This window comes from Actinomyces oricola, assembly GCF_004104015.1.
Taxonomy (GTDB): Bacteria; Actinomycetota; Actinomycetes; order Actinomycetales; family Actinomycetaceae; genus Actinomyces; species Actinomyces oricola.
The window spans coordinates 13,966-40,906 of sequence record NZ_RYFV01000002.1 but is presented as its reverse complement, the minus strand read 5'-3'; the positions used below and the strand labels follow the sequence as shown (position 1 = coordinate 40,906).

Genomic DNA, 26,941 nt, shown 5'->3' with positions numbered 1-26,941 from the left:
GTCAGCGGCTCAGGTGGCAGGACCTGGCCCGCCGGCGGCCTGCTCCCCGGCGGCCCGGCGGTGCGGCGCACAGGCGCCTTGGGCGGGCGGGTGGGCTCGTAACTCGGCCCAGGCCCGCGGCACGGCGCGGGCGATGTCGAGGGCGGCAAGGGGGCGCCCAATGCTGGGGCCGGAAGTCTCCTGGGACCCGGCGGCGCAGTGGCCCGCCAGCGCGTGGAGGCGGACCGCCAGTGCCGCGAACCGGGGGGTGTCACGGTCTCCCGGCCCGGACTGATCAGCCTCGTCTCCCGGCCCGGACTGATCGGCCTCCTGGCGTGCCCGCATGCCGGCCAGGAGTGCGCCGAGGATGCCGGCGAGCACGTCGCCGCTGCCGGCGGTGGCCAGCCAGCCGGGGCCGGGGTCCACGCAGAGCACCGGTGACGGCCAGGGCGGGGCGATCAGTGTTGGGGTCCCCTTGAGTAGGACGGTGGCCCCGGTGAGTCGGGCTATCCGGTCGGCGGCCCGGGCGGGCGCGGCCTCGACCTTCTCGCGTGAGGCGGGCTCCCCCAGGGCGGTGAGCAGCGCAGCGGCCTCACCCGCGTGGGGGGTGAGGACCTGCACCGCGTCTAAGCGCGCGCCTGTGGCGAGCAGGGCCGGCACCAGGGGCAGGGCCCCGGCGTCAATGACGGCGGGCAGGGGGCCGGTGCCGGGCGGTGCTGGAGTCTCGGGCCGTGGTGCTGCCTTGGGCCGGGCCTGCCGCATGAGGCTGCGCAGGGCCCGGCGCAGCTCCTCGGCGCGCGGCTTGTCGGCCGGGTCGGTGCCGGGTCCAATGACGAGGGCCTGGCAGCGCCCCGGTGCGGGCACCACCTCGGGTCGGACTGCCAGGACGAGGTCTTCGACGCGCCGGGGCGCCGCCAGGCGCACCATGCCGACTCCGCAGCGCACGGCGGCCGAGGCGGTCAGGACGGCGGCGCCCGGGTAGGTCTGGGAGCCGGCCCACAGCCCGAGAACCCCGCGGGTGTACTTGTGGTCCTGGGGGCCGGGGGCGTGCAGCAGTGCGGCGAGCTCACCGTCGTCGAGACTCACGGCCAGGGGCGGCCCCGGCGGCAGGGGCAGCCCCAGGTCGACCGTCTCAATGATGCCGGCGGTAGGGGCGGCCGGGGGCAGAAGGTGGGCACCTTTGAGGCAGGTGAAGGTAACGGTCCGGTCGGCGGCCAGGACCGGGCCGGGCAGGGTGCCGTCGTCTACGCCGGTGCCGCTGGGAAGGTCCACCGCCAGGACCCTGAAGGGCCGTTGGCCGGGCGGGCCCGCGGCCTGAAGCGGGGCGATCAGGTCCGCGGCGCGGGGCCTGAGGGCCCCGGTGGCCCCAATGCCAGTCAGTCCGTCCAAGACCAGGTCGAAGCGGGCGCCGTCGGGAGGCCCCGCGTCAGGGGCGTTGGGGGCGTTTGGGCCTGCTCCCTTCCCTCCGCGCCCCCCGGGCTCGCCCCCGCCGGCGGGAGTGGGCCCGGCCGCTGCGGGCGCGGCTTCCGCGCCGGGGATAAGGTTGACGGAGCTGATGGGGTCGATGGGATCGTCCTCGACCGTGCGCACGCCGGCGCGGCGGGCTTGGGCCAGGGCCCGGGCGTGGGGTCTGTCGGTGGCCAGGGCCGCGGTGACGGTGCAGCCCCGGCGGGCCAGGGCGCCACCGGCCAGGAGGGTGTCGGCGCCATTGTGCCCGCCGCCCACGAGCAGGAGCACCCTGGCCCCGGCCACGCGCCCGCGCGCCCGGCGCAGCTCGGCGCGGGCGGCGGCTGCGACGGCGTGGGCGGCGGCACGCATGTAGCGGTCGGTCCGGGCGGTCAGTGGCGCCTCGGCCCGGGCGACGGCGCGGGCGGGCCAGGCCGTGCGGGGGGCGAAGGTGGAACCCGGCGGGGTGCGGGGCGGGGCCGCGGCGGTGCTTGGGGTGCTCACGGCCCCATCATGGCCCCGACCTGGCGCAAGGATGTGAGCATCCGGGTTCGCGGTTGCTGCTGCGCGCGGGCACCGGGGCGGTGAGTGCGAGACCAGGGGCGCGCCACGGCTCCTGGCCCCAGCGTCATCCCCGCCGGCCGGGGCCGCCCGGCCCTCTATTCCTATTCGGCTTATTCCTATTCGACGGTGACGGACTTGGCCAGGTTGCGCGGCTGGTCAATGTTCAGGCCCTTGGCGCCGGCCAGGGCGGCGGCGAAGAGTTGGAGGGGGACCACGCTCATGAGCGGCCACATGAGTGTCGGCGTGGCGGGCACGCGGATAATGTCGTCGGCGAAGGGGGTGACGGCCTCATCCCCCTCCTCGGCGATGACAATGGTGCGGGCGCCTCGGGCGCGGATCTCCTCAATATTGGAGATGACCTTGTCGTGCAGCACCGGGCGGCGCGGGGTGGGGACAATGACGAACACCGGCAGCCCCTCCTCGACCAGGGCGATGGGCCCGTGCTTGAGTTCCCCGGCGGCGAAGCCCTCAGCGTGGACGTAGGCGAGCTCCTTGAGCTTGAGCGCCCCCTCCAGGGCCACCGGGAAGCCCACGTGCCGGCCCAGGAATAGGAAGGAGGTTTTGTCGGCCAGTTCGGCGCCCAGGGCGCGGACCTGCTCCTCCTGGGTGTCCAGGACGTGCTGAATGCGCTCGGGCATGCGCTCAAGGTTCTCCAGGTAGTCGGCGACCTCGTCGGGCCACTTGTTGCCGCGCAGCTGGGCCAGGTAGAGGCCCAGCAGATAGCAGGCGGTGATCTGGGCCAGGAAGGCCTTGGTGGAGGCCACCGCCACCTCGGGGCCGGCGTGGGTGTAGAGCACCGCATCGGCCTCACGGGCAATGGTCGAACCGTATGTGTTGACAATAGCGAGCACCTTCGAGCCCTGCTCGCGGGCGTGGCGCACCGCCTGAATGGTGTCCATGGTCTCCCCGGACTGGGAGATGGCCACGGTCAGGGTCTTCTCGGAGACCACGGGGTCGCGGTAGCGGAACTCGTGGGCGAGTTCGACCTCCACCGGAATGCGGCACCAGTGCTCAATGGCGTACTTGGCGACGTGCCCGGCGTAGGCGGCGGTCCCGCAGGCGACGACAATGATCTTGTCGACGCTGCGCAGCACAGTGGGTTCAATGCGCATCTCGTCGAGCTGGAGCTCACCGCGCTCATCGACGCGCCCGCGCAGGGTGTCGGCCACGGCGGTGGGCTGCTCGTGGATCTCCTTGTCCATGAACGTCTCGTAGCCGCCCTTGACAGCGGCTGAGGCGTCCCAGGACACCTCCCAGGTGGCCGGCTCCACCGGGGCGCCGTCCTCATCCCACACGCGCACCTCCTGGGCGGTCAGCAGCAGGACCTGGTTGTCGTTGACTTCGGCGGCGCGCTTGGTGAAGGCGACAAAAGCAGCGACGTCCGAACCCAGGAAGTTCTCGCCCTCACCCAGGCCAATGACCAGGGGGCTGGAGCGGCGGGCGGCCACAATGACGCCAGGGGCCAGGGGGGTGACGGCCAGCAGGGCGAAGGCGCCCTCCAGGCGGGCGGTGACGGCGCGCATGGACTCCACGAGCACGGCCGCCACGGCCTCTTGGGACAGGGCCTCGCCGGCGGCCTTCAGGCGGGCGGTGAAGTCGAGGTCCAGGATCTGGGCGACCACCTCGGTGTCAGTGTCTGACAGGAGCTCGCGGCCGGCCGCCTCCACCTCTGCGCGCAGGGGGCGGAAGTTCTCAATAATGCCGTTGTGGACCACGGCGAGGTTGCCGGCACGATGGGGGTGGGCGTTGGCGGTGGTGGGGCCACCGTGGGTGGCCCAACGGGTATGACCAATGCCACAGGTGGCGGGGGCCGGGGGGCGGGCGGACAGGGCCGCGCGCAGCTCGTCGAGTTTGCCGGCGGCCTTAACGACATTGAGCCCGCTCGGGCCCACAAGGGCCACTCCCGCGGAGTCGTAGCCGCGATACTCCAGGCGCCCCAGGCCGTCCATGAGGACGTGCAGGGGGCGATCCGATCCGGCGGGTGACAGGGGGCCGACGTGCCCGACGATTCCACACATGCGGCTGATCGAACCACGCCCACGGCGCCCCCTTCAACGATATGCTCGGCCAGTTCTGTGATTCGCGCCCAGGTGGTGCACGCGGGTGAGCCGAATTGGCCGCTATGCGTCACACTTAGTCGGTGACCACCTCGCCGTCCCCCTACATCGAGTTGTCGCGGGAGCAGTGGGCAGGCCTGGCCTCCACCGCCCCCCTGCCACTGACCCAAGCCGATGTTGAACACCTGCGCGGCCTAGGCGACCCCATCGATCTGGCTGAGGTCGACGTCGTCTACCGGCCCTTGACGGCGCTGCTCCAGGACTACATTGCCGCCACCCGCGAGCGCGCCCGCCGCACCGCCGGCTTCCTGGGGGTCACTGAGGGGCCAACGCCCTTTGTCATTGCCGTGGCGGGGTCGGTGGCTGTGGGCAAATCCACGACGGCCCGCCTTATTGCCCACCTGCTCGCCCGTTTCCCCGACACCCCGCGCGTGGACCTGGTGACCACCGACGGGTTCCTCCTGCCCAACGCGGTATTGGAAGAACGTGGCCTGACCGGCCGCAAGGGCTTCCCGGAGTCCTATGACCGGCGGGCCCTACTGGAGTTCGTCTCGGCGGTGAAGTCGGGGGCGCCGCGGGTGGAGGCCCCGGTGTACTCCCACACGGTCTACGACATTGTGCCCGGACGCCGCGTGGTGGTTGAGCGCCCCGACGTGCTGGTCTTGGAGGGGCTCAATGTGCTTCAGCCGGCGCCGCGCGGGCGCGTAGGGGCCGGTGGTTCCCGGGCCTCGGCGTTAGCGGTCTCGGATTTTATTGACTTCTCGATCTATGTTGACGCCGACCCCAGTGATATTCGCCGCTGGTACCTGGAACGCTTCCTCACCCTCAAGCGCACCGCCTTCAACGACCCTGAATCCTATTTCCAGCGTTTTGCGGACGTCCGCGACGACATTGCGCTCAGCGCCGCGAGCGGGGTGTGGGAGTCGGTCAACCTCCTCAACTTGCGTGAGAACATCGCCCCAACACGAGGGCGCGCCACCCTGGTGCTGCACAAGGACTCCGATCACCACATGAGCCGGGTGCTGCTGCGCAAGGCCTGATCCCCTGATCCCTGGCGTACGGCGCTGGGGTGGGTGGGCGCAGGTCGCTGCCCACCCACCCCAGCGCCGCTGGACGCAGTGCAGACGCTCAGGTCCTGCGCCGCATGAGCCGCAGCCCGACACCAATAGCGCACACAGCCAGCAAGAGCGGCAGGCCGATCCGGACTCCAGTAGTCGCCAACGACGACGAACTACTCGATCCCGCTGACGTCGGCGTGGCCACGGGCTGGGTTGACGCTCCCCCTGTCGGGTTGTCAGACGGCGGAGTCGTCGCCGGATCACCCGTGGGCGCGGGCGTGGGCGTAGGCGTGGGCTGATCACCGCTGTGATAATCCCCAAGGTGGTGGATCGCCATGCTTCGCACCGTCATCTCACCGCCTTCGGAGAAGAGAATGACATTGGTGGACTGGGGCGAGGGGTAGACCGCTGAGGTGATGACCGCCTCACCGCTTCCGGCGAAGACCTCAACGCTCGAGCGGTCAACGAGCACCCGCAAGTGGATCAGACCATCGGCATCAGGCTTAACAGGAGCCGAGGACACTGACGGGAACGCCGGGCTAAAGGAGGTGCGCCCAGAATTAGTGCGATCCACGTAGACCGTGCCCGCCTGGGCGTCGTAGCCGATCACCGTGGCCTCATCACCGGAGGCGAGAACCTTGACGCCGCTGCGACTGGCGGAGCCCGGATCAAACACCACTTCCATGTCATAGGCGTTGCCGGCGGCCCCCTGGTCAAGGACCACGTCCGCACCATCACTGACAGTCACATCGGTGGTCGAGAAAGATTCCCCGGTGCGCAAGGTATCCAGCGCCTCCACCGGAGACGACACGAGCTGAACCTGCCCATTGACCGTCCTGAGTTCATACTTGCGCACCATGGTCATGGCCTGGCGCCACGTCGAGGTGGGCAGGGCGCCGGCGTAGGACCAATGCGACATCCAACCAATCCCGTAGCGCTCGCCATCAGGGGTGTGGTTCCACGTCACCGCGGCGTAGTAGTCCATGCCGTGGTCGATGATGGGCATGGCATCGGCTCCCGAGAAGCCTTGAGTATTCGAGGCGAGGATGGAGTCGACCAGGATATGCCCGTAATCACCTGAAGTGTTGGCGTCCTCAATGACAATGCTTGCCTGCCGGCCCTTCCACTGCCTGAGATCAATACTCTGCCATGCCAGGAGTTCGCTCTGGTTTCCCGTGGCGGAGCCGACAACCTCCCCGTCAACCACGACGTTAACTGATGTATGACTCGGCACGGGCGTGGCAGGGCGCTCACCCAGGCGCACCTCGTCGAGGAGAATGTGCCCCCATCCCCCGGTAGCCGCATCCGTCACGACGATCGTGGCGGTCTTGCCGTTGAGATCCGTTACGTCCCACGACTGCCAGTTGAGCACTTCGGTGTCGCGCCCGGTGGCCGTGCGCACGACCTGACCGTCAACGACCAGTTCCACTGTTGTGCGTCCGGACGGGGAATCGGCAGTGTGATAGCCGCCTCCGATATTGAGGTTAATATACGGAGCGTTAATGGTGAACTCCGGGGAGGTGGCCGTGCCCGTGGTGGCGTCGGAGCCCCGACCGGTGACGGCATCATAGAAGGTATTGATCAGTCCGGCTCCGCGCTGGTTGCCCAACGGCAGTTGATCGGGCCAGCCGCCCGTCGCGGGAGCGGAGGAGAAGGCGTCCCCCTCCACGGACCAGCCCTCCCAGGTCCCGGAGTCGAAGCCTGCGAATAACGTGCCGCCGCCGTCGTCACCGGTGGCGACCGGGTCATAGGGGTGGTTGCCGCCGCCAATGCGCATATTGAGATAATCCGCGTTAATGGTGAATTCCGGGGAGGTGGCCGTGCCCGTGGTGGCGTCACTGCCCCGGCCGGTGGCGGCATCATAGAAGGTATTCACAAAGCCACTGCCTTCATATCCGGCCACCGGCAGTTGATCCGGCCATGAACCAGTTGCCGGCTCCTTGGAGAAGGCGGAACCGTCGACAACCCATCCGTCCCAGCTGCCGGAGTCGAAGTTCGCCAGCATCTCGCCTTCAGAGCCGTCGTAACTCGGCAACGGATCCGGGGTGAAGACCGAGCCGTCCCAGTCGCCGGTGAAGTACTTGGTTCGGCCGACCCCGCCCGCAATGGATACGCTCAGCACCCATTTGGTCTGGTCGCCGCCATCGACTTGCAGGGGGAACAGGTCGGGGCACTCCCACACGGCGGTGGTGTCCCCGATCCCGCCGACCTCGGACTCGTAGGCCCAGTCGATGAGGTTGTTCGAGGAGTAGAAGACGACCTTGTGCTCGGTGGCGACGACGGCGACCATAATCCACTTGCCCGAGACGTCATCCCAGAACACCTTGGGGTCGCGGAACTCCCTGGAGCCGATGTCCAGCACCGGGGCGCCATCGTTGTAGTTCGTCCAGGTAGCGCCGTGATCGGTGGAGTAGGACAGCGACTGGGCCTGGATACCCGTCGCTGTATCCGCGCGCGTCCACACCGCGACAATCGGCGGGGCCTCGGCTGTTCCCAACCCCGAGGTGTTGTTCTCGTCGTAGACCGCCGACCCGGAGAAGACTCCATAGGAGTCGGTCGCAGGAATCGCGACTTCCCGCTCAGTCCAGTGAATGAGATCTGGGGATGTGGCATGCCCCCAGGACATATTGCCCCACTCCAGGCCGTAGGGGTTGTACTGGTAGAACAGGTGATACGTGCCGTTCTCGTACACCAGTCCGTTGGGGTCGTTCATCCAATTCTTCTCGGGTGCATAGTGCGCCAGCGGTCGCCAGGCCTCCGAAGCAGTCGCATCGTCGTCGGCGAGAGCCGACTCGGGCACGATGGTCAGAACTCCGATAGACGCGAGAGCCATCGCCACGCACAGCGCCAGGAAGCGATACGGGGCTCGCATGGTATCTCCTTCGATACGGGGAGCGGCAGCCACAGTCATGAGTTAAGGGAAGATCTCGCTGCCGCACCGCAACCATAGAAGATGGTAGAACGTTTTGGCAAGGGGTGATGATGAGCCGCCCCCATCCAAGAGGCGCCCACTGCGTTCGCGACACCGCTCTCCCCCAGTCGCTGCGCGCGTTTGCGCGAGGACAACCCCAGCGGGACCCGGCCGAGGACAGCTGCACCATCTCGGCGGTTGAGGGGACCGCTCAGCGAGACTGATCACTCATCTAAGGTTCTCCCCAACACCCACCCCAGGGGCCGGGCCCGGGTTGCGTGCTCGCCTCGCATCCACATCAGTTAGGAGTTGCCGTGCGTCTTGGAGTCCCGTGCGAGAGTCCAGGCCAGCGCCTGGTCGCCGCCACCCCCCAGAGCGTCGAGAGGCTCGTCCGCCTCGGGTATGAGGTCTGCGTCGAACGCGGTGCCGGGCATCGGGCCCGCTTCCACGACGCCGACTATGAGGCCGCCGGAGCCAGTCTCGTCGACGGCGACGCCGCCTGGGGCTGCGAGCTGGTACTGGGCGTGCAGGCCCCGGCCACCAGCGATCTCGACCGCCTCACCGAGGGGGCGACGTTCATTGGTCGACTCGATCCCGGCCGACACCCCGAGCTTGTTGAAGCCCTCCGGGCCCGCGGCGTGACCGCCCTGGCGCTGGACGCAGTGCCGCGCATTTCGCGCGCCCAGGCCATGGACGTGCTGTCCTCCCAGGCGAACCTGGCCGGCTACCGCGCTGTCATCGAGGCGGCGGCGCACTTCGGTCGCCTTCTCAACGGCCAGGTGACGGCGGCCGGGAAGTTCCCGCCAGCCACGGCCTATGTCATTGGCGCCGGCGTGGCCGGGCTGGCCGCCATTGGAACCGCCTACTCACTGGGGGCGGTGGTGCGCGGCACCGACGTGCGCCCGGAGGTTGCCGACCAGGTGCGCTCCATGGGGGCCGAGTTCATTGCCGTTCCCACCGCGCAGGACGTGTCCTCCGACGGCTACGCCCAGGAGATGTCCGCCGACCAGGCTGCCCGAGCCGCCCTGCTGTACGCCGAGCAGGCCGCCCGGTCCGACATTGTCATCACCACCGCGAATATCCCTGGGCGGCGCGCCCCTATCCTGCTGGACCGCGCCGCCATTGACGCCATGCGCCCCGGCTCAGTCGTTGTGGACATGGCGGCGGCCAATGGGGGCAACACCGAGTTGACGGTGCCCGGGGAGGTGGTGACCACCGACGGCGGGGTCATAATCGTGGGCTACACCGATCTGGCCGGGCGCCTGCCCTCCCAGGCCTCCCAGCTCTACGGCCAGAATCTGGTCAATCTTCTGACCCTCATGACCCCGGGCAAGGACGGCCGGTTCACGCTCGACCTGGACGATCAGATCGTGCGCACCATCACCGTGTGCCACGACTCCGAGACGCTGTGGCCACCGCCGCCGGTGACCGTCTCGGCGGCACCGAGCGCGACACCCGCCCCGAGCGCCGACGAGGTCGCCCGCACTGAGGCGCAGGAGGCCGCAGCCCGGGCGCGCTCCCGGCGCAACCGGATCATCGGCCTGGCCCTTGCCTCCCTGGCGGGAGCCGCCCTAATCCTGGTCACCCCGGCGGCGGTCACGAGCCACTACATTGTGCTGGCGCTGTCGATCATCCTCGGTTTCCACATTATTTCTAATGTCACCCCCGCTCTGCACACCCCGCTCATGAGCGTGACTAACGCGATCTCCGGGATCATTCTGCTGGGCGCCATCTCCCAGGTGGGCCACTCCAATCTGTTCATTAGCACCGCCGCCTTCGTCGCCGTCGTCCTGTCCACCATTAACGTTTTCGGCGGTTTCGCGGTGACTCACCGCATGCTCGCCATGTTCAAGAAGGACTGAGGCCATGCTCGCCATTCCCGCAGCATCCATGCCCATCGCCGCCGAGGTCCCTCTTCTCGGCTCTTTGCCCTCGCCCGTGGCTCTGGCCTACATCCTGGCGGCCGTCCTGTTCATTGCCGCCGCCGCCGGCCTGTCCAGGCATGAAACCGCCGTCGCCGGCAATGTCGCCGGGGCCGCCGGCATGTGTGTGGCGGTGGCCGCCGCCATCGGCCTGGCCCTTTCCTCCAATCCGAGCCGAGGGGTGCTGACCACTGCGCTTCTCATCGCACTCGCCCTGGGGATCGGGGCGGTTATCGGCATGGTGCTGGCCGGCCGCGTCGCCATGACCGGCATGCCTCAACTCATCGCCGTCCTCAACGGGCTGGTCGGCCTGGCCGCCGTCGTCGTGGGATACAACTCCTACCTGTCCCCCGACGCCCTGGCCGCCTCCTTGGGCACCTTCCACCTCGGCGAGGTCTTCCTGGGCGTCTTCGTGGGCTCGGTGACCTTCACCGGTTCCATTGTGGCCGCCCTCAAGCTCGCCGGCAGGATCCCGGGCCGCCCCATCACCCTGCCCGGGCGCAACCTGCTCAACCTCGCCGCCCTGCTGGTGTCTGCGGCGCTCATGGCCGCCTTCATGGTCCTGCCCGACGGCTCCCCGGCCGCCTGGACCTGCCTGGTCGTCATGACGGTCATCGCCCTGGCCCTCGGCGTGCACCTGGTGGTGGCCATCGGCGGCGGCGATATGCCCGTGGTGGTGTCGATTATGAACTCCTACTCGGGCTGGGCCTCAACCTTCACCGGTTTCCTCGTCAACAATGACCTGCTCATTATCACCGGAACCCTGGTGGGCTCGTCCGGCGCCTACCTGTCCTACCTCATGTGCCAGGCCATGAACCGCTCCTTCATGTCGGTGCTGCTGGGCGGATTCGGCACCGAGGGATCCGCGCCCATGCCGGCCGGCGCCGAGGAGGGCACCATTGATGCCACTGATGTCACCACTGTGGCGCACACGCTTCAGGGGGCCCGGCGCGTGGTTATTACCCCCGGCTACGGCATGGCGGTGGCCCAGGCGCAGTACCCGGTGGCGACCCTGACCGATATGCTGCGCAATGAAGGCGTTGAGGTCACCTTCGGTATTCACCCGGTGGCCGGCAGGCTTCCAGGCCATATGAACGTTCTTCTGGCCGAGGCCAAAGTCCCCTACGACATTGTCCTGGAGATGGACGAGATCAACGACGACTTCCCCGAGGTCGATGTGGTTCTGGTCATTGGCGCCAACGACACCGTTAATCCCGCGGCCCAGGAGCCGGGCTCCCCCATTGCCGGCATGCCGGTGCTGCGCGTGTGGGAGTCCCGGCAGGTCGTCGTCTTTAAACGCTCCATGGCCACCGGTTACGCCGGGGTGCAGAATCCCCTGTTCTTCAAGGACAACACTTCTATGCTCTTCGGTGACGCCAAAGACACTGTCGAAGGCATTATTCGGGCACTGGAGTAGGACGCGGCCGGAGCCTCCAGGAGGGCCGGCCCCAGGTCCGGCCGACCCTCCTGGAGGCGGACCCGGAGCGGCCCGGGAGCCGCAACGAGCGTGGCGGCCGGGCGCGGTCCATTGTTCGCCGTCGGACTGCCCGATCCCTCCGCGGCATTAGCCGCCCGCCTCCATTAGCCCGCCCAAGACCCACGGGAGCACATTGTGTCTCGTGGCCACCCACAGCTCGGCGCGGGTGATCCGACCGCCGACCACGACGAGGGAGCCTCGCAGGCTGTGGGGCACCTTGGAGAAGGGGATGACGGTGGAGGCGCCGTGATCGACGGCGACACGGCCCTTGCCCAGCAGGTGCAGGCGCGCAGTGGGGCGTCTCGGGTCCCGGCCCAAGGCCTGGATGACCTGCGGGGGCAGTCCCTGGGGCAGTAGCAGCGCCAGATCCGCGGCGTGCTCGGCGCGATCCCGTCCCGGAGCGGCGATGAGAATGTCGAGGTGGGTGTCTTCGACGATATCGAAGAGCGTCGCGGACTGGTCGGTGTCGACGCACAGCCGCGTCCAATCAAGGGCGCCCCGGGCCCGGTCCTCCTCACTGACCGTCACCGCGTGCAAACTTCCAGTGGCGTTGCCGGTGAAGCTGGCTATGGTCTGCCGACCCGAGCGGTTGAGGCTGCTCATCTCCATGAGTGAGGGCAGGCGGCGCCCGTGCACATGGACCAGCTCGTCAAGGTCGAGCAGGCCCAGCTCGGGTGCGGCCGCCGCGTCGAATCCCTGATCGCGCAGCTTGCGGTGCTCGCGGCGCGGCGCACGAAACCCGGAGAATATGAAGGTCGATCCCTTCAGCGCCGTCGACAATCCTCTCGCATGCGGACGCGAGGCCATGGCGGTGCTGAGCGCTCGGCCGAATGGGGTCGCATTGGTTGCGGCGGTGGCGGCGTCGGCCGGGGCGGCTCCGGCCGCCCCGGGCAGGGCGCTGCGCACCATCTTGCCCGCCCGGGCAGCCGCTTGAGAGGCGGCCTGCGATGGGCTCGTGCGCAGCCGCTCAGCCAGCCGCCGCACCTGCTCGACGGCTCGGGGGCGTGGGTCCATCGGGGCTCCCTTCATGTCGTTGACGCTCAGTGTGGCACCCGGCGGCGTCCACCTTCGTGCCCGGGCGGTATTGCGGTGGGGCCGGGCGGGCCCGAACGGGGCCTCGAGTCAGGAGGCGGGCGCTACGCTGAGGGTCCCACTGGTCGTGTCGGAAGGCGGGGACTATGAGGCTCCTCCCCGCGCTTCTGAACCGGGGCGGGCGGGTGCTGGGGAGGCTGTCGGCCCTGGAGCTCCACCCCGGCACCGGGGCTGAGGACCCCGCCGGGCCCCCCGACTTCAAAGAAGGTCGAGGAAGGCCAGGTCGTAGCCCTCGAGCTCGGGCCGATGGCTGCGTGCGAAGGCGGCCAGCTGCGCCGGACGCGGCGCGCTGGATGCCCCGCCCGGCGAGAGGACCGTCAGCGTGGCGGCGAGGACCGCGGCACTGAGAGCCGCCCGCAGCCCCAGTCCGTGAAGATGCGCCCACGTCAGGGCGGCGGAGAAGGTGTCGCCCGCACCCGTGGTGTCCACGGCGCGGACCGCCGGGCAGCGAAGGCTGATGCGCTCCTCCCCGATGGCCACCACTCCATGCGCACCGCAGGTCACAATGACGGTTCCCACCCTCTGGGCGAGCATGCCGGCCGCCTCGGCGACGGAGTCGGCCCGCGTGTAATGAAGGGCCTCGGCGTCATTGGGCGTGAACACATCGACGGCGTGCAGCGGATCGAGGTCAGCGGGGTCCCAGCGGCCCGTGGGATCCCAGCCGACATCGCCCAGCACCCAGGTCGGCGTCGACGAATCCCGCCACGCGCGTATGACGTCGAGGCTGCCCGCAATGCCGGCGAGATCGGCGAGCAGCGCCGCGGGGGCCGGACCGGGGGCCACGGGTGGGGCGGCGTCGGAGCCGAAGGTCGTTATCGCCCGGTCGCCGTCGAAGAACAGACTGGTCGACACCGATTGGCGTTCGACGTAAGCCACCGCATCCAGCCCGACGCCCTCCTCGGCGAGCATGGCCTCGACGAGCCGCCCGGCGGTATCGCGGCCCACATAGGTCACGACGGACGCCGCCAGCCCGAGCCGTGACAGCGCCACGGCCTGATTGGCCACGCCCCCAGGGGTTAGCGCGCAATCGGGCACCCACTGCTCCTGGCCGGGGCGAGGGGCGTGCTCGAGGCCGCCCATGACGACGTCGAGGAACAGCGGGCCGACGGCGAGGACCGGACCAGTGGTGGGCCCGCCCGCGCCGGGCCCACCCGCACTGGAGGCGGTTGTACCGGGCTCACTCCCGCCGGACACGGTTCTGCCTGCCAAGGAATCCACCCGCCCAGCGTACTCACTTTTGCTCGAAGATGCTCATTTCTGCTCATTGTTGTAGAGTGGGACTGTGTTGGCGCGGCTGCGGGCGAACCGGGCCTCCGCCAATGCGGGCGCCGGCGACCTCACGGCCACCTCGCCGCGGCATGCAGTCCATGCGCCGCGGCAATGGGCCCGGGCCCGGCGCACGGAGGCGCCTCCGCCGGGCGGCCATGACGCCTCCACCACCCGGGCTGGCCGCACACGGAGGTTTGTCACGCATGAAGCTGGTCATTGTCGGGGGTGGCGGATTCCGCGTGCCCCAGATCGTCGAGGTGCTCGCTCAGGCCCGCGCCGGAGCCGGCAGTCACGCTCATCTCGTTGTCGACGAGCTGTGCCTCTACGACGTCTCGGCGCGCCGCCTGAGCGCCATGCGGGCCATCCTGACCGACCTGGCCTTCCCCCATGCTCCCGCCGTCACCACGACCACCGAGTTGCGCGAGGCCGTGCGCGGCGCGGACTTCGTCTTCTCCGCCATTCGCGTGGGCGGAACCGGCGGCCGCATTGTTGACGAGCGCGTCGCCCTCGACCAGGGGGTGCTGGGGCAGGAGACCGTGGGCCCGGGCGGTTACGCCTATGCCTTCCGCACCATCCCGGTGGCCGTGGACCTGGCCCGCGTGGTGCGCGACCTCGCCCCCGAGGCCTGGGTCATCAACTTCACCAATCCGGCGGGCATCATCACCCAGGCGATGCGCACCGTGCTCGGGCGGCGCGTCGTCGGCATCTGCGACACCCCCATCGGGTTGGTGCGGCGCGCCTGCGCGGCCCTGGGGGTCGACCCGCGGGAGGCCGCCCGACCACGGGGGCGGGTGGAGTTCGACTATGCCGGACTCAACCACCTGGGCTGGCTGCGCAGGCTGACGGTCGACGGCGTCGACCGGCTTCCCGAGCTCCTGGCCCGTGACGACCTCCTCGATGCCATCGAGGAGGTACGCGCCATCGGAGTGGACTGGGTTCGCGCTCTGGGGGTGCTCCCCAACGAGTACCTCTTCTACTACTACCTCAACCGCGAGTCCGTGGCCCGGATCCGCCGCGAGGACGAAACCCGCGGGCAGTTCCTCGACCGTCAGCAGACCGCGTTCTTCGACGCCGTCACCGCCGATCCGGGGCGCGCGGGCGAGCTGTGGGTCTGTGCGCACGGCGAGCGCGAGGCCACCTACATGGCCGAGTCCCGGGCCGAATCCCAACGCTCCGCCCGGCGCGAGGAGGACATCGCCGCAGGCGGCTACCAGGAGGTCGCCCTGGACTTCATGACGGCCGTGGCCACCGGATCGCCCGCCCGCATGATCCTCAACGTCGCCAATTCCGACCGGCGCGACGACGGCGGGGCGGGCCTCACCGTGCCCCAGTTGCGTGAGGATGCCGTGGTCGAGGTGCCCTGTCTCGTGGGCGACGACGGCGCTCACCCCCAGGATGTGGCTCCGGTCAGCGGCCCGGAGCTCGGGCTGGTGACGGCCGTCAAGGCCTGTGAAGAACTCGTCATCGAGGCGACCCTCCGCGGCGACTTCGACCTCGCCTGGCGCGCGGTGGCCGCTCATCCACTTGTCGACTCCGTGGAGGTGGCCCGGCGCATTGTCGAGGGCTACGTGCGCAATAGCCCGGAGGTGGCCCGCGTCTTCGGCCAATGAGCCCGCGGTGGCGGCGCGGCGCCGGCTTGGTTGGGCCCGGGTAGCAGAATCGATCATGCACTATGATTGAGAATCGTTCTCACGTAGAATGGTGGTGTCGGGCACTGACGACGGTTCCGTACGGGACCCCGCGCCGGGCCCGGCTCCGGATTCCGAGCGTTCGCATACCCGAGGAGTAACCGTGAACCAGCAACAGGCACAGCAGATGCGACACGGAGCCGGCTTCATCGCCGCTCTTGACCAGTCGGGCGGATCAACCCCCAAAGCCCTCGCAGCCTACGGCGTAGGCCCCGAGCGCTACTCGAACGAGGCCGAAATGTTCGACCTCGTCCACCAGATGCGCACCCGCGTCATCACCTCGAAGGCCTTCAGTTCAAGCAGGATCCTCGGCGCGATCCTCTTCGAACGCACCATGGACGGCCAGATCGAAGGCAAGCCGACGGCCGATTACCTGTGGGAGGTCAAGGGGGTGGTGCCCTTCCTCAAGGTCGACAAGGGCCTCGCCGAGGAGCAGCACTCCGCCCGCCTCATGGTGGACAACCCCGGCTTGGCGGATCTGCTCAAGCGGGCCGTGGACGCCGGGATCTTCGGCACCAAGATGCGTTCGGTCATCCTGGGGGCGGACCCGGAGGGCGTGGGCGCCGTCGTCGACCAGCAGTTCGAGGTGGCCGAGCAGATTCTCGACGCCGGACTCGTGCCGATCATTGAACCCGAGGTGGACATCCACGCACCGGACAAGGCCGCCGCCGAGGACCTCCTCATCGCCGCGCTCACCAAGCGCCTCGATGCCCTGGGCCCGGGGCGCGACGTCATGCTCAAGGTGACCATCCCCAGTGTGGACGGCCTGTTCACCCCGATCATGGAGCACCCTCGAGTCATGCGCGTGGTGGCCCTGTCCGGCGGGTATGAGCGCGAGGACGCCAATGCCCGCCTGGCCCGCAACCCGGGGCTCATCGCCAGCTTCTCGCGGGCCCTCCTCGAGGGGCTGTCGGACTCCCAGAGCAAGGAGGAGTTCGACTCGACCCTCGCCGCGAGCGTCGAGGGCATCTACCGGGCCTCTGTCGCCTGAGGGTCAGGGGCACGAGGACCTGACGGAGGTTGACCGGGGCGCGCAGGGGATCGGCCCGGGCTCCGTCACCCGGTCGGGCGCCAGGCCGCGGTGCAGCGCCACGGACGGTCGCCCTTAGAGCGCTTTCCGTCGAGTTCGGGCCCGGCGGGCTCGAACTCGACGGAAGGCCTCGAAGTGGGCGGAAGGCCTCGAAGGCGAAATGCCGCGGCTGCCGGGCGGCCCCTCCCCCTTAACTACCCCTTGACGGCGCCTTCGGTCATGCCGGAGATGAACTGCTTTTGCAGCACCAGGTAGAGGATGACCATTGGCAGGGCGACCAGGACGGCGCCGGCGGCCAGCAGGGTTGAGCCCTGCGTGTACTGCCCTTGGAAGAAGGCCAACCCCAGTGGGGCCGTGCGCATGGCGCCCGAGGGCGACATGACCAGCGGGATGAGGAAGTCGTTCCACGTCCACATGAAGGTCAGAACCACCTGCGTCACGATCGCGGGCCTGCCGATGGGCAGGAGCACCGAGACCAGAATCCGCAGATCGCCGGCGCCATCGATCCGTGCGGCCTCGAGGATGGCCGGGTCCACCCCGCGGAAGAAGGCCCGCATCCAGAAGGTGCCGAATGCCAGCGACTGAGCGGTCTGGGGCAGGGCCACCGCCCAGACCGTGTCGGTCAGCCCCAGGGCGCGCATGTCGAAGAACATTGGCAGCACAATGGCCTCGCTGGGCACCATAATGCCCAGGAGGAACACGAAGAACAGGACGTTTCCGCCCCGCGGCCGCAGCACCCCCAGGACGTATCCGCTCATGAGCGAGAGCACGAGCGCCAGCCCGACGACGAGCACGGCAATGATCGCCGAGTTGGCCATGTACTGGGAGAAGCGCCCCTGCTCCCAGGCGGTCGCGTAGTTCTCGACGTGCCCCCACGAGTCGTCGCCGATCCGCTCCGAGCGCAGCGACAGGATGACGACGTACAGCACCGGGATGAGGGCCTGGGCGGCGAAGAGGACGAGGACCATGTAGTTGACGGCCCTCTCCATGCGCGAGGCCCTCATCGTCGCCTCTCCCCGACCAGGTTGATCGTCAGGTTGATGACGAAGATGACGAGGGTCAGCACGACGGCCAGGGAGGAGGCCGTCCCGACGCTGCCCAGGCGGAAGGCCTGGTTGTAGACCTCGTAGCTGGGGACCGTCGTCGTCGAGCCAGGGCCGCCGGAGGTGGTGACATAGACGAGGTCGAAGGTCTTCAGGGCGGCGATGATCGTCAGGGTGAGGCACACGAGGATCTCGGCCCTCACGCCGGGGATGGTGATGTGCCAGAAGCGCTGCCACCAGCCGGCGCCGTCGAGGATGGCCGCCTCGTAGTAGTCCTTGGGTATGGCGGCGATGCCGCTCATGAGCAGAACGGTGACCAGTCCGGTGCTCACCCAGGTGCCGATGAGGCCGACGGCGGGCAGCGCCGTGGAGAAGTCACCGAGCCAGGCGCGGGTGAGCCCGTCCAGCCCGACGGCGCGCAGGACGCTGTTGAGCAGGCCGTCGGGGGCGTAGATCCGGCGCCAGGCCACCGCCAGCACCACCATGGCGATGACCTGGGGCAGGAAGACCACCGTGCGGAACAGGCCGATGCCGCGCAGCTCACTGCGGGTCAGGAGCGTGGCCAGGGGCAGGCCGATAATGAGCGGAAGCAGCGCGTAGAAGACGATGAGCACCAGGGCGTGGCCGAAGGCTCCTGCGAGGCGGTCGTCGGAGAAGGTCGTCATGTAGTTCTCGACGCCGACCCACCGGCCCACCCCCAGGCCGTCCCACTCGTAGAAGGACAGTGTGACAACGCGCGCCAGCGGGTAGAGCATGAATAGGCCGTAGACGATCAGGGGCGGCGTCAGCAGGCCGACGATGGCCATGGTGCGTCCGCGCCGGATGGTGGCAGGTGGCGTCATCGGGCCTCACCCGGCGGTGTGCTCGGTGTAGGCCGCCTCCAGCGCGGACAGGAAGTCCTGGGGCGTGGTGCGCGAGTCGAGCAGGGATTGCAGTGAGTCGCCGAGGACCTGGTCGAAGGTGGTCGTGGCGTAGTCGAGGTAGGGCAGGACCTCGCCCTGGGTGGTGAGGGTGTCGAATCCGGTCATGACGTCGTGGACCACGCCGGTTTGGCCCTCGGCGTAGGTCGAGGCGCCGTTGACGGGCACGTTGCCGGTCTCCGCCAGGACCTTCATGGCCTCGGCGTTGGTGATGAAGTTGATGTAGGCCGCGGCCACATTGGGGTCCTTGGCCGCTGAGGTGATGGCGAAGGGCAGCCCGGTGCCCCCGGTGGTGGCGGGCTTGTCCATGGTGGCGGACTTCGGCGGGAGCATGAAGCGCACGTCGTCGCCCAGGACCGCCTTGAGGTCCGGGGCGAGCCAGGAGCCGGCCATGAGGTAGATGCCGGTGCCCTGGGAGAAGTCCTGCCACACCGAGTCGTAGTCGACGCCGTTGAAGCCGTCGTTGAAGTAGCCGTTCTTCGCCCAGTCCTGGAGTTCGGTGGCCGCCGCGAGGTTCTCGGGGGTGTTCCAGGAGGCGCCGGGGTTGCCGAAGCCAAGGGCGCGGATCTGGTCGGCGGGGACGTGTGCGGCCTGAACCGGGCCGAAGATGTGGAAGGCGGGCCATTTCTCGACGTTGCCCAGCATGAGCGGGACCTGTCCGGCGGCCTTGATGGTGGCCAGCTGGGCGGTGAAGTCCTCCCATGTGGTGGGGGCGGACAGGCCCAGTGCGCTCAGGCGCGAGGGCGAGTAGTAGATGCCGATGGCCTCGCCGACCTGGGGCAGACCCCACAGGGAGCCCTCGCCGAAGGTGGCACCGTCGCTGGAGTAGGAGGAGTAGGCCAGGATGGAGGCGCTGTAGCTGGAGTCCCAGCCGTAGGTCGTGATCCACGGGTCGAGGCTCATGAGCTGGCCCGCGGCGACGAACTGCCCCATGGTGGAGCGGGCGTTGTTGGCCTCGACGACGTCGGGGGCGTCGTCTCCGGTCAGTGCCAGGCGCAGGGTGGTTTGGAGGTCGTCGAAGGACTGGGAGACGCGCTTGATCGTGATGTTGGGGTAGGCGGCCATGAAGGCGGCGTTGAGGGTCTCCATTTGCTCGTTCTGGCCGCCGCGGACCTCTTGGTCCCACACGGTGAGGGTCTGGTCGGGAAGGCCGGCGATATCGGTTGAGACCGCCACGGGGCCGGCCGAGGAGCCCGAGCCGGAGCCGGAGGGCGCGCAGGCGGACAGGGCGGCCAGGGCCGCCAGGGCCCCGGCGCCCGCAATGACGTGGCGACGGCTGAGGTGGTGGGCCCGTTGGGTGACGGGGGTGGGGGTGCGGCGCACGGGGTTCTCCTTGCTCATGAGGTGGACGGCGCCCCGGCGGTCGGCCGAGACGATGGATCGCCGACGGCGGTGTCAGGCGGAGTCTCAGACGCGCCGGTTCGGGGCTGCGCAAGAGTGTGGCGAGGACGAGTCTACGCCAATTCTGACTGAATTTGAACGATTCTGCACGATAGTGCTCGAAGTGGGATAGGGTGTGGTCATGCTGGTCCAGCAACGGCACACGGCCATCCTGTCCTTCGTGAGGGAGCGCGGAGGTGCCTCGGTGACCGATCTCGCCAGGCGCCTTGACGTCTCGGAGTCGACCATCCGGCGCGATCTCAACGCGCTGGACCGCGAAGGGCTGTTGCAGCGGGTGCGCGGCGGTGGCGCGGTGGAGGTCGATGATCAGCCATTCGCACATGTGGCCACGCATTATGCCGAGGAGAAGGACCGGATCGGGGCCACGGCCGCCGGTCTTGTTCAGGATCGTGACGTCGTCCTGCTCGATATCGGCACCACCTGCGCGGCGGTGGCCCGGCACCTGCGCGGCAGGGACATTACGGTGGTCACCGCCTCGCTGGCGGTGGTCGATGAGCTGCGCAATGACCGGACAGTTGAGCTCATTGTGCTGGGCGGGCTCTTGCGAGCCTCGTACCTCTCACTGGTGGGGTCGCTGACGCAGCAGGCGCTGGCCCAGCTCAGCGCTGGCATCGCCTTCATGGGGACCTCGGGAATCCGACCCGACGGCACGGTCTTGGATTCCACGGGCGTGGAGGTGCCGATCAAGCAGGCGATCCGGGCGGCCTCCGAGCGCACGTGCCTTGTGGCCACGACCGACAAGTTCCCCGGAACCGGGCTGCTCGCGGTCTGCGCGCTGAGCGACCTGCAGACGGTGGTGACCACCGCGCCGCCCTCGACGGCGCAGCTGGCCGCACTGGAGGGCTCGGGTACGGACGTGGTCTACGCCTGAGGCGCGGGCCGGTGGGTCGGCGGGGAGCGCGGGCGGCGGCCGGTCGCAGTGCTTGACTCTCACATCGTGGGAGGCCTCATGCTGTGCTCATGGCCGAGATCACGAAGCTCATGGGCATTGGGCAGTTCAGTTCCCGAAGTCGCCTGTCGGTGCGCATGCTCCGCCACTACGACGCCCACGGCGTCCTCGTCCCCGCGGACGTCGACCCGGTCACTGGTTATCGCCGCTACGCCCCGGCCCAGCTCCGGGATGCGGCCGACGTGCGGAACCTGCGCGACATCGGCATCGGCGTCTCCGCCATTCCCGCCCTCCTCGCCGCCCGCGGCACCCCGGCCTGGCCCAGTGCGCTAAGACTCCAGCGCGAGGCCCTCACCGAGGAACTGCGCGCGGCCCAAGGTCGGCTCACCCTCATCGACCGCATGCTCAACGAAGGAGAGTCAACCATGTCCGTGACCATTGAACGCCGCACCATCCCCGCCATGACGGTGGCCGCCCTGCGCGCAACCGTGCCCACCTACGGCGACGAAGGGCAGCTGTGGGAGCGCTTCCTGCCCATTCTCACCGAGCAGGGGATCGAGCCGACTGGCCCATGCGGTGCCATTGAGCACGCCGACGAGTACGTCGAGCACGACGTCGACCTGTCGGTCTTCGTGCCCGTGGCCCCGCACACCGAGGTCCGCGCTCCGGTCGAGAAGCTGGAGTTGCCCGAGCGCGACTGCCTCGTGGCGCGCGTGGTGGGGCCCTACAGCCTCATCTCGCAGGCCCATGACCTCATCGGCAAGCGCCTGACTGATGAGTCCCTGAGCGTGGCCCGGAGCACGCAGGTGTGGGCCCGCGTCTTCAACCTCTACCTGGCGACGCCCGGAGAAGTCAGCGAGGCCGAGCTCGTCACCGAGGTCCACGTCCCGCTCGCCTGAGCGGGGCGGGCCCGGACCGACCACCTCCCCGCGAGCCCCAGGTCGCTCTGGGGCTCGCGGGGAGGTGGACCCCTTCGAGGCGCGCCCAGTGGCCAGGCATGATTTCGACGGTGTCTCCAGGACCTACTCCTGCCATTCGCATGAGGATCGGGAGATTTTGGAGAGTGTCGCACTCCTGTACCGGCAGGCCAGCTTCGCATGACCTCAGTTATTGAGGGGCTCCCGCCGTGCAAGGTGCGGGACCTCTTGGACGAGGGGTTCGCACTGGACCTCGTCAACCGGGTCGAGAATCGACTAGGAGTCGACGTCATTCTCCTGCCGTTAACGGGTCCCGGAAACTCACTACGGTTAGGGCAGCACGAGGTGTTTCAGCGTTAATGTCCGCTTCGGCGATTGGATCAGACCACATCCTGATCGCCCAGCCCCAACTGACACCTGAAGCACGCAAGATCCTCACCACACTCCAACGCCCGCCGGCACACTCAAACCCAGCCCGAGTGCCAGGAGTCGGACTTGGCGGTGTTGCACATTCTTCTTACACCGGCCTGCGAGGGATCGTTGATATCTCAACGATCCCTTGTTGTAGAGCACCCGTTAGACAAGGATGAATGTGCAACGGCGACGCCGTTGCACATTCATCTCCTTCCCAGGCCCCCAGCCCCCGAGCAGATCCGCAGGATTCAGCGCCCTGCCACTCTTCGGGGACAGAAAGAATGTGCAACGCTCACACCCGAGCACACGCCGAAGAGATCCCAGGCCTGACTTGCCCAGGGAACTAAATCAGCACGAGTCAGGTGAGAAGTGCGGAAGCCTGGCGCGGACGGTCCGCGTGTGCGCGAGGCAGAGCAGGGCTCAGGGCGTGCCAGCACCTGAAGAGGATCTGCCAGCCGATCGCCGCCGGTCATCCGCCCCGGCCGCTTCGCCGTCGCCCCCATGCTCAGCTAATGAGCGGGACCAGCCCTCCAATGCCCTCGTGAATGGCGATGGGGCGGAAGGGGTAGGTGGTGACGTCGGCGAGCGTCGTCGAGCCGGTGAGGACAAGGTGGGTTTGAAGGCCGGCCTCCAGGCCCGCCCGCATGTCAGTGTCCATCCGGTCGCCGACGAAAGCCGTGGTCTCGGAGTGGGCGTCGATCCGGTTGAGGCCCGCGCGGATCATAATGGGGTTGGGCTTGCCCACGAAGTAGGGTTCGCGGTCCGTTGCCGCGGTGATCATGGCGGCCACCGCGCCGGTGGCGGGCAGAGCGCCGTCGGCGGAGGGGCCTGTGACATCGGGGTTCGTGGCGATGAAGGTCGCGCCACCCTCAATGAGGCGAATGGCTCGGGTGATGGCGTCGAAGGAGTAGTTGCGCGTCTCGCCCAGGATCACGAACTCCGGATCTGTTTCGGTCATGACGAAACCCTCCTGGTGGAGGGCCGTGATGAGACCCGCCTCGCCGATAACGAAAGCGGAGCCACCAGGGCGCTGCGAGGCCAGGAAGTCGGCGGTGGCGACGGCGGAGGTCCAGATCTTCTCCTCGGGGATGGTCAGGCCCGAGTTGCGCAGGCGAACGGAAAGGTCCCGGCGGGTGAAGATCGAATTATTCGTCAGCACCAGGTACGGGGTGGAGGTGTCCTCCAGGGCCGCAATGAACTCGACCGCCCCCGGCAAGGCGAGATTCTCGTGGACGAGCACCCCGTCCATGTCGCACAGCCAGGCGGAAGGGCGGGGCAGGGCGGCGAGCTCGTCGGGGGTGCTGAGGTGGGGGGTGATGCGCATGGGTGACCTCCAGGGTGAACGTATGCAGCACAATATCCTGCGCGCGTGCGCCGGACGTGCACGATGCGGGGCCCCGGCCGGATGAGGATCGGCCGACCGCCACGAGGGCGGGTTCGGCTCTGGAGGCGATCCGCGCCGACTTGGCCGTCCGCGCCCATCCGCTACATCAACGTTGCTGCCACGGCGGCCGACGGATCGCGAAGCGCGGCAGCTGTCTATCCGCCGACGCCGCCCACCGCAACGCCGAGAATGAACCTTTTGGCCCCGGTCCCCTGCTTTTGCCCGGGGACCGGGGCCAAAAGGTTCGTATTCGGTGCCAACCGGCATCACGGCGATCGATGTGCCGGAGCCGGAAGGGCGGGTACCAGCGCTCAATGAAGTGCAGTTCCCGAAGGAACTGCAACATGCCGGGTGCGTCGCGTTTGGAGCAGGCTCGTGCGGGCCTCAATGAAGTGCAGTTCCCGAAGGAACTGCAACCTGGCGAGTCCCTGGAGACGATCCAGGAGAACATCCTGGGGCCTCAATGAAGTGCAGTTCCCGAAGGAACTGCAACTTCGATTACCATCCCCATCGGGGTGACGCTGATCGCGCCTCAATGAAGTGCAGTTCCCGAAGGAACTGCAACACCGGGCACCTGGCTGTAGTCCTGGTGCATGGAGATATGCCTCAATGAAGTGCAGTTCCCGAAGGAACTGCAACCATTATGCAGTCGCGTATGTATACGGTGACCATTCGCCTCAATGAAGTGCAGTTCCCGAAGGAACTGCAACTGGCTTGATTACAACAATGTGCTCGACGTGTTCGAATGCCTCAATGAAGTGCAGTTCCCGAAGGAACTGCAACCCACGGCAACTCCGATAGACCACACAGACCAGATAAGCCTCAATGAAGTGCAGTTCCCGAAGGAACTGCAACAAGCCGGGTTATCTGCACGACGCCCTCTTGGATGGGCCTCAATGAAGTGCAGTTCCCGAAGGAACTGCAACCATGAATGTGAAGGGTATGTCCAACGGCGAACTGGCCTCAATGAAGTGCAGTTCCCGAAGGAACTGCAACCTGGCACTACTGTCTCGGAAGGGGACGATGAATTGAGCCTCAATGAAGTGCAGTTCCCGAAGGAACTGCAACTCTCGGGGGTTTTTCTTCTGAGGTCAAGCGGAAGCGCCTCAATGAAGTGCAGTTCCCGAAGGAACTGCAACATCATCTTCAAGTATCCTTCAGACATGGACTGCGCGCCTCAATGAAGTGCAGTTCCCGAAGGAACTGCAACTAGAGATCCAGCTCCACGGCGGACTCCTCCGCCACGCCTCAATGAAGTGCAGTTCCCGAAGGAACTGCAACTTGAGGTCGATGTAACCCCGTCGGTTAAGCACGGCCTCAATGAAGTGCAGTTCCCGAAGGAACTGCAACAGTCCCCGTAGTCTAGCCTACGACGCCGCTGGCGAGCGAACCGACTGCGACCGCTCGGCTATGCGTAGCTCGGGTCGAGCCTCAGCTCGACCGCACCATCTCCGTGAATCGGCATGAGAACGCCAAAAGCTGGGCGACGAGCGCTGACCGGGGATCCCGGACCACCGGAGCGCTCGCGTCAGGCGATGAGGGGGCCGTCCGGCGTGATCGTTCGCGTCAGCCCGACGTAGCTGAACCTCCGCTCATCCACGGTCGACAGCAAGCCGAGGTCGCACAGAAGGATCGAATCCGCGTCAGGATCGACGATCGCATTCAGCTCACCGCGCAGACGCAGGAGCCGGGCAGGAGCGGCATCGACGATGAACACCGAGTACTGAATCCGATCGCCGTACTGGGAGAGCTTCTTTGAAACCCTCGTCCGGCGCCGGTCGGATGGAATATCATAGGCGACGAGAACCCGCCTCACGTCATCGCGCATTAACGTACGGTCACTCCCCGGTAACTTGCTTGAGTTCCATCGATCACTCCGAGGATGAGCCGAGCCTGAACCTCGATCGCACGCCGCCACGTCACATCGTAATTGAAAACGGGATGCTTGAACGACGTCTCGATACGGCGTTCGAAACCTGCAATGAGCTGCTTACGGCCCCGATCGGTTAAGCGACATGCCCCCATCCGCTGTGTGAAATCGGTGGCGCCGAGCTCGCCGTTACGCAGGGCGCGTACCACCACGGAATCGGCCACGGGCGCACGGAGCTCCTCCATGAGATCGAGGCCCAGTGCGGGTTTGTTGCGCGTACTGGAATGGAGAAACCCGGCATGCGGATCAAGCCCGCATGCTACAAGAGCGCGAATGCACTCACCAAGCAGCAGGGCGTATGTGTAATCAAGGGCGGAGTTAACGGGATCGGGCGCAGGTCGGCGGTGCCGCCCGGTCCACTGTGATGCGGCGAACTCGGCGGTCGGACCTTCCAGCATGGACCCGAATGCCTCAAAATACAATCCCGCGGCCTCTCCTTCGAAGCCCATGAGGTCATTGAGGCTGGCGGCTCTGGCGGCATAGTGTTGCAGCTGCCGCATGCGGGCCACGAGGTCAGGCGCATTTCCGTTCCGGCGCAGAAGGGTTGCCTGATTGGCAATCTTCGCTGATACCATCTGCTGAGCAATATCGAGTCGACCTTGCGAGCTGGCGACGTGCTGCTGAACTCGTTGTAGTCCGTTTGGACTGTCCGCCCCATGGGACCAGCCGATGACCCGGCCGGACCAGGAGCACCACACCACGCACCGATTCCTCCAGAACATCTCACGAAGCAGAGCGGAAGAAACATCAACGTTTCCGTGGATGACAAGGCCGAGAACTCGCTCCATGGGCACACTCATGAGTTGCTCGCCCTGTTTACTCACCTCCAGCCTGCCGCCCTTGAGCGAGGCCCGCGCCCCGGCGGTTGCACAATGAACGATCTGGGCGTCCGGAGCAGCGGCAATGATTCGACGTCGGGGCTGCTCATACCGGTGCTCCGAGGGCAAGCATACCGAGACATGAGAACACCAACCGCACCGAGTGTCGTCATCAAGCGGCGCCGGTGCCGTCGCGGAGGAGATGATGCTGCGCGTCCGATGGACGGCGTCCTTCGCCGCCACGAAGTCATCGTCGGTCAGATCGACCTCCACGCGGCGGCGGTGCCCGGTGAAATAGACCTCAGTCTTCTCGACCCTCTCGCCCATCTCCTCCAAGCAGAGTTTTTGAAGGGCGAGCTGCACGCGATTCGCATATGTAACGTCGGGGCGGCGTCGCACCGGTGTCGCCTTGTACTCCACTATTGTCAGCGGCGTTCCGGGAGCTCCCTCAAGGACATCACAGCGGCCGGATAGTCCAAGGGACTCGCTGCGCACGTCCACGGCACGGTGCTCGGCGGGCCGACTCTGAGCCGGATCGTCGGTGCGCTGGTGCGAGTCTCGTCCTGCCTGCATCTGCATCGTATCCGTCTTCTCCCCGACGGAATCCAGCCACGCGCGCCGCGGACAGTAGATCGTGTGGATGACCAAGCTGATGGGGATCGGATCCCCGGTCGCCGACGATTCGCTGGCCGCCTCAGTTACGGTTCCCATGATGTCTCTCCTTACAAGACC

18 protein-coding genes and 1 CRISPR repeat array are annotated in these 26,941 nt (G+C 67.7%); of the genes, 7 read left to right on the top strand and 11 right to left on the bottom strand.

The annotated features are described in order from the left end of the window. Positions 1-9: 9 nt before the first annotated feature. A complete protein-coding gene (locus tag EUC46_RS01650; protein ID WP_241655336.1) occupies positions 10-1,929 on the bottom strand; it encodes a bifunctional ADP-dependent NAD(P)H-hydrate dehydratase/NAD(P)H-hydrate epimerase in 1,920 nt (639 codons plus the stop codon). Positions 1,930-2,105: 176 nt separating this feature from the next. Beyond that, positions 2,106-4,007: a glutamine--fructose-6-phosphate transaminase (isomerizing) gene (glmS, locus tag EUC46_RS01645; RefSeq protein WP_128772463.1), complete on the bottom strand. Its 1,902-nt coding sequence runs from the start codon at positions 4,005-4,007 to the stop codon at positions 2,106-2,108. 122 nt (positions 4,008-4,129) lie between these two features. On the opposite strand from glmS, the gene coaA reads away from it, so the two are divergent. Further along, on the top strand, positions 4,130-5,086 hold the full coding sequence (coaA, locus tag EUC46_RS01640) for a type I pantothenate kinase (protein WP_128772462.1): 957 nt from the start codon (positions 4,130-4,132) through the stop codon (positions 5,084-5,086). A gap of 88 nt (positions 5,087-5,174) precedes the next feature. Here coaA and EUC46_RS01635 read toward each other — a convergent pair whose 3' ends face one another. Then, the gene (locus EUC46_RS01635; protein ID WP_128772461.1) at positions 5,175-7,976 is read right to left on the bottom strand and encodes a GH32 C-terminal domain-containing protein; all 2,802 of its coding nucleotides are present in this window, start codon (positions 7,974-7,976) and stop codon (positions 5,175-5,177) included. Between the two features lie 353 nt (positions 7,977-8,329). Between EUC46_RS01635 and EUC46_RS01630 the strand changes: the two genes are divergently transcribed. Together EUC46_RS01630 and EUC46_RS01625 are read left to right on the top strand one after the other, a co-directional pair. After that, on the top strand, positions 8,330-9,877 hold the full coding sequence (locus tag EUC46_RS01630) for a Re/Si-specific NAD(P)(+) transhydrogenase subunit alpha (protein ID WP_128772460.1): 1,548 nt from the start codon (positions 8,330-8,332) through the stop codon (positions 9,875-9,877). A 4-nt stretch (positions 9,878-9,881) separates the two neighbouring features. Next, the gene (locus tag EUC46_RS01625) at positions 9,882-11,354 is read left to right on the top strand and encodes an NAD(P)(+) transhydrogenase (Re/Si-specific) subunit beta (RefSeq protein WP_128772459.1); all 1,473 of its coding nucleotides are present in this window, start codon (positions 9,882-9,884) and stop codon (positions 11,352-11,354) included. Between the two features lie 147 nt (positions 11,355-11,501). Here the strand turns inward: EUC46_RS01625 and EUC46_RS01620 are convergent, their stop codons facing one another. Beyond that, a complete protein-coding gene (locus EUC46_RS01620; protein ID WP_241655335.1) occupies positions 11,502-12,428 on the bottom strand; it encodes a hypothetical protein in 927 nt (308 codons plus the stop codon). 276 nt (positions 12,429-12,704) lie between these two features. Continuing rightward, complete coding sequence (locus EUC46_RS01615; RefSeq protein WP_128772458.1) at positions 12,705-13,724, bottom strand: carbohydrate kinase family protein; 1,020 nt, start codon at positions 13,722-13,724, stop codon at positions 12,705-12,707. A 254-nt stretch (positions 13,725-13,978) separates the two neighbouring features. Between EUC46_RS01615 and EUC46_RS01610 the strand changes: the two genes are divergently transcribed. Beyond that, positions 13,979-15,385, top strand: coding sequence for a 6-phospho-beta-glucosidase (locus EUC46_RS01610; RefSeq protein ID WP_128772457.1), 1,407 nt, complete (start codon positions 13,979-13,981; stop codon positions 15,383-15,385). A gap of 181 nt (positions 15,386-15,566) precedes the next feature. Next, a complete protein-coding gene (locus EUC46_RS01605) occupies positions 15,567-16,454 on the top strand; it encodes a fructose bisphosphate aldolase (protein WP_128772456.1) in 888 nt (295 codons plus the stop codon). A 233-nt stretch (positions 16,455-16,687) separates the two neighbouring features. Here EUC46_RS01605 and EUC46_RS01600 read toward each other — a convergent pair whose 3' ends face one another. Genes EUC46_RS01600 through EUC46_RS01590 form a run of 3 tightly spaced genes read right to left on the bottom strand, consistent with a single transcriptional unit; the run spans position 16,688 to position 19,779 of the window. Then, positions 16,688-17,497, bottom strand: coding sequence for a carbohydrate ABC transporter permease (locus EUC46_RS01600; RefSeq protein ID WP_128772455.1), 810 nt, complete (start codon positions 17,495-17,497; stop codon positions 16,688-16,690). After that, positions 17,494-18,378 (bottom strand): carbohydrate ABC transporter permease, encoded by an 885-nt coding sequence (locus EUC46_RS01595; protein ID WP_128772454.1) that lies wholly within the window; start codon positions 18,376-18,378, stop codon positions 17,494-17,496. The genes EUC46_RS01600 and EUC46_RS01595 overlap by 4 nt, the downstream gene beginning before the upstream one ends. A 6-nt stretch (positions 18,379-18,384) precedes the next feature. Next, on the bottom strand, positions 18,385-19,779 hold the full coding sequence (locus EUC46_RS01590) for an ABC transporter substrate-binding protein (protein ID WP_206645856.1): 1,395 nt from the start codon (positions 19,777-19,779) through the stop codon (positions 18,385-18,387). Positions 19,780-19,978: 199 nt separating this feature from the next. Between EUC46_RS01590 and EUC46_RS01585 the strand changes: the two genes are divergently transcribed. Then, positions 19,979-20,728, top strand: a complete 750-nt coding sequence (locus tag EUC46_RS01585; RefSeq protein ID WP_128772452.1) for a DeoR/GlpR family DNA-binding transcription regulator — start codon at positions 19,979-19,981, stop codon at positions 20,726-20,728. An 89-nt stretch (positions 20,729-20,817) separates the two neighbouring features. Beyond that, on the top strand, positions 20,818-21,645 hold the full coding sequence (locus tag EUC46_RS01580) for a MerR family transcriptional regulator (protein WP_128772451.1): 828 nt from the start codon (positions 20,818-20,820) through the stop codon (positions 21,643-21,645). Positions 21,646-22,582: 937 nt separating this feature from the next. On the opposite strand, the gene EUC46_RS01575 is transcribed toward EUC46_RS01580, so the two are convergent. From EUC46_RS01575 to cas1, 3 genes are all read right to left on the bottom strand, one after another. Then, entirely contained in the window at positions 22,583-23,401 is an 819-nt protein-coding gene (locus tag EUC46_RS01575; RefSeq protein ID WP_128772450.1) for an HAD-IIA family hydrolase, read from the bottom strand. Between the two features lie 368 nt (positions 23,402-23,769). After that, positions 23,770-24,811: direct repeats of the CRISPR family, unit length 36 nt; unit sequence GCCTCAATGAAGTGCAGTTCCCGAAGGAACTGCAAC. A 178-nt stretch (positions 24,812-24,989) separates the two neighbouring features. Further along, positions 24,990-25,289: a CRISPR-associated endonuclease Cas2 gene (gene cas2, locus EUC46_RS01570; RefSeq protein WP_128772449.1), complete on the bottom strand. Its 300-nt coding sequence runs from the start codon at positions 25,287-25,289 to the stop codon at positions 24,990-24,992. Then, on the bottom strand, positions 25,289-26,920 hold the full coding sequence (cas1, locus tag EUC46_RS01565) for a CRISPR-associated endonuclease Cas1 (RefSeq protein WP_128772448.1): 1,632 nt from the start codon (positions 26,918-26,920) through the stop codon (positions 25,289-25,291). Before cas1 ends, cas2 begins: the two co-directional genes overlap by 1 nt. Positions 26,921-26,941 lie beyond the last annotated feature (21 nt).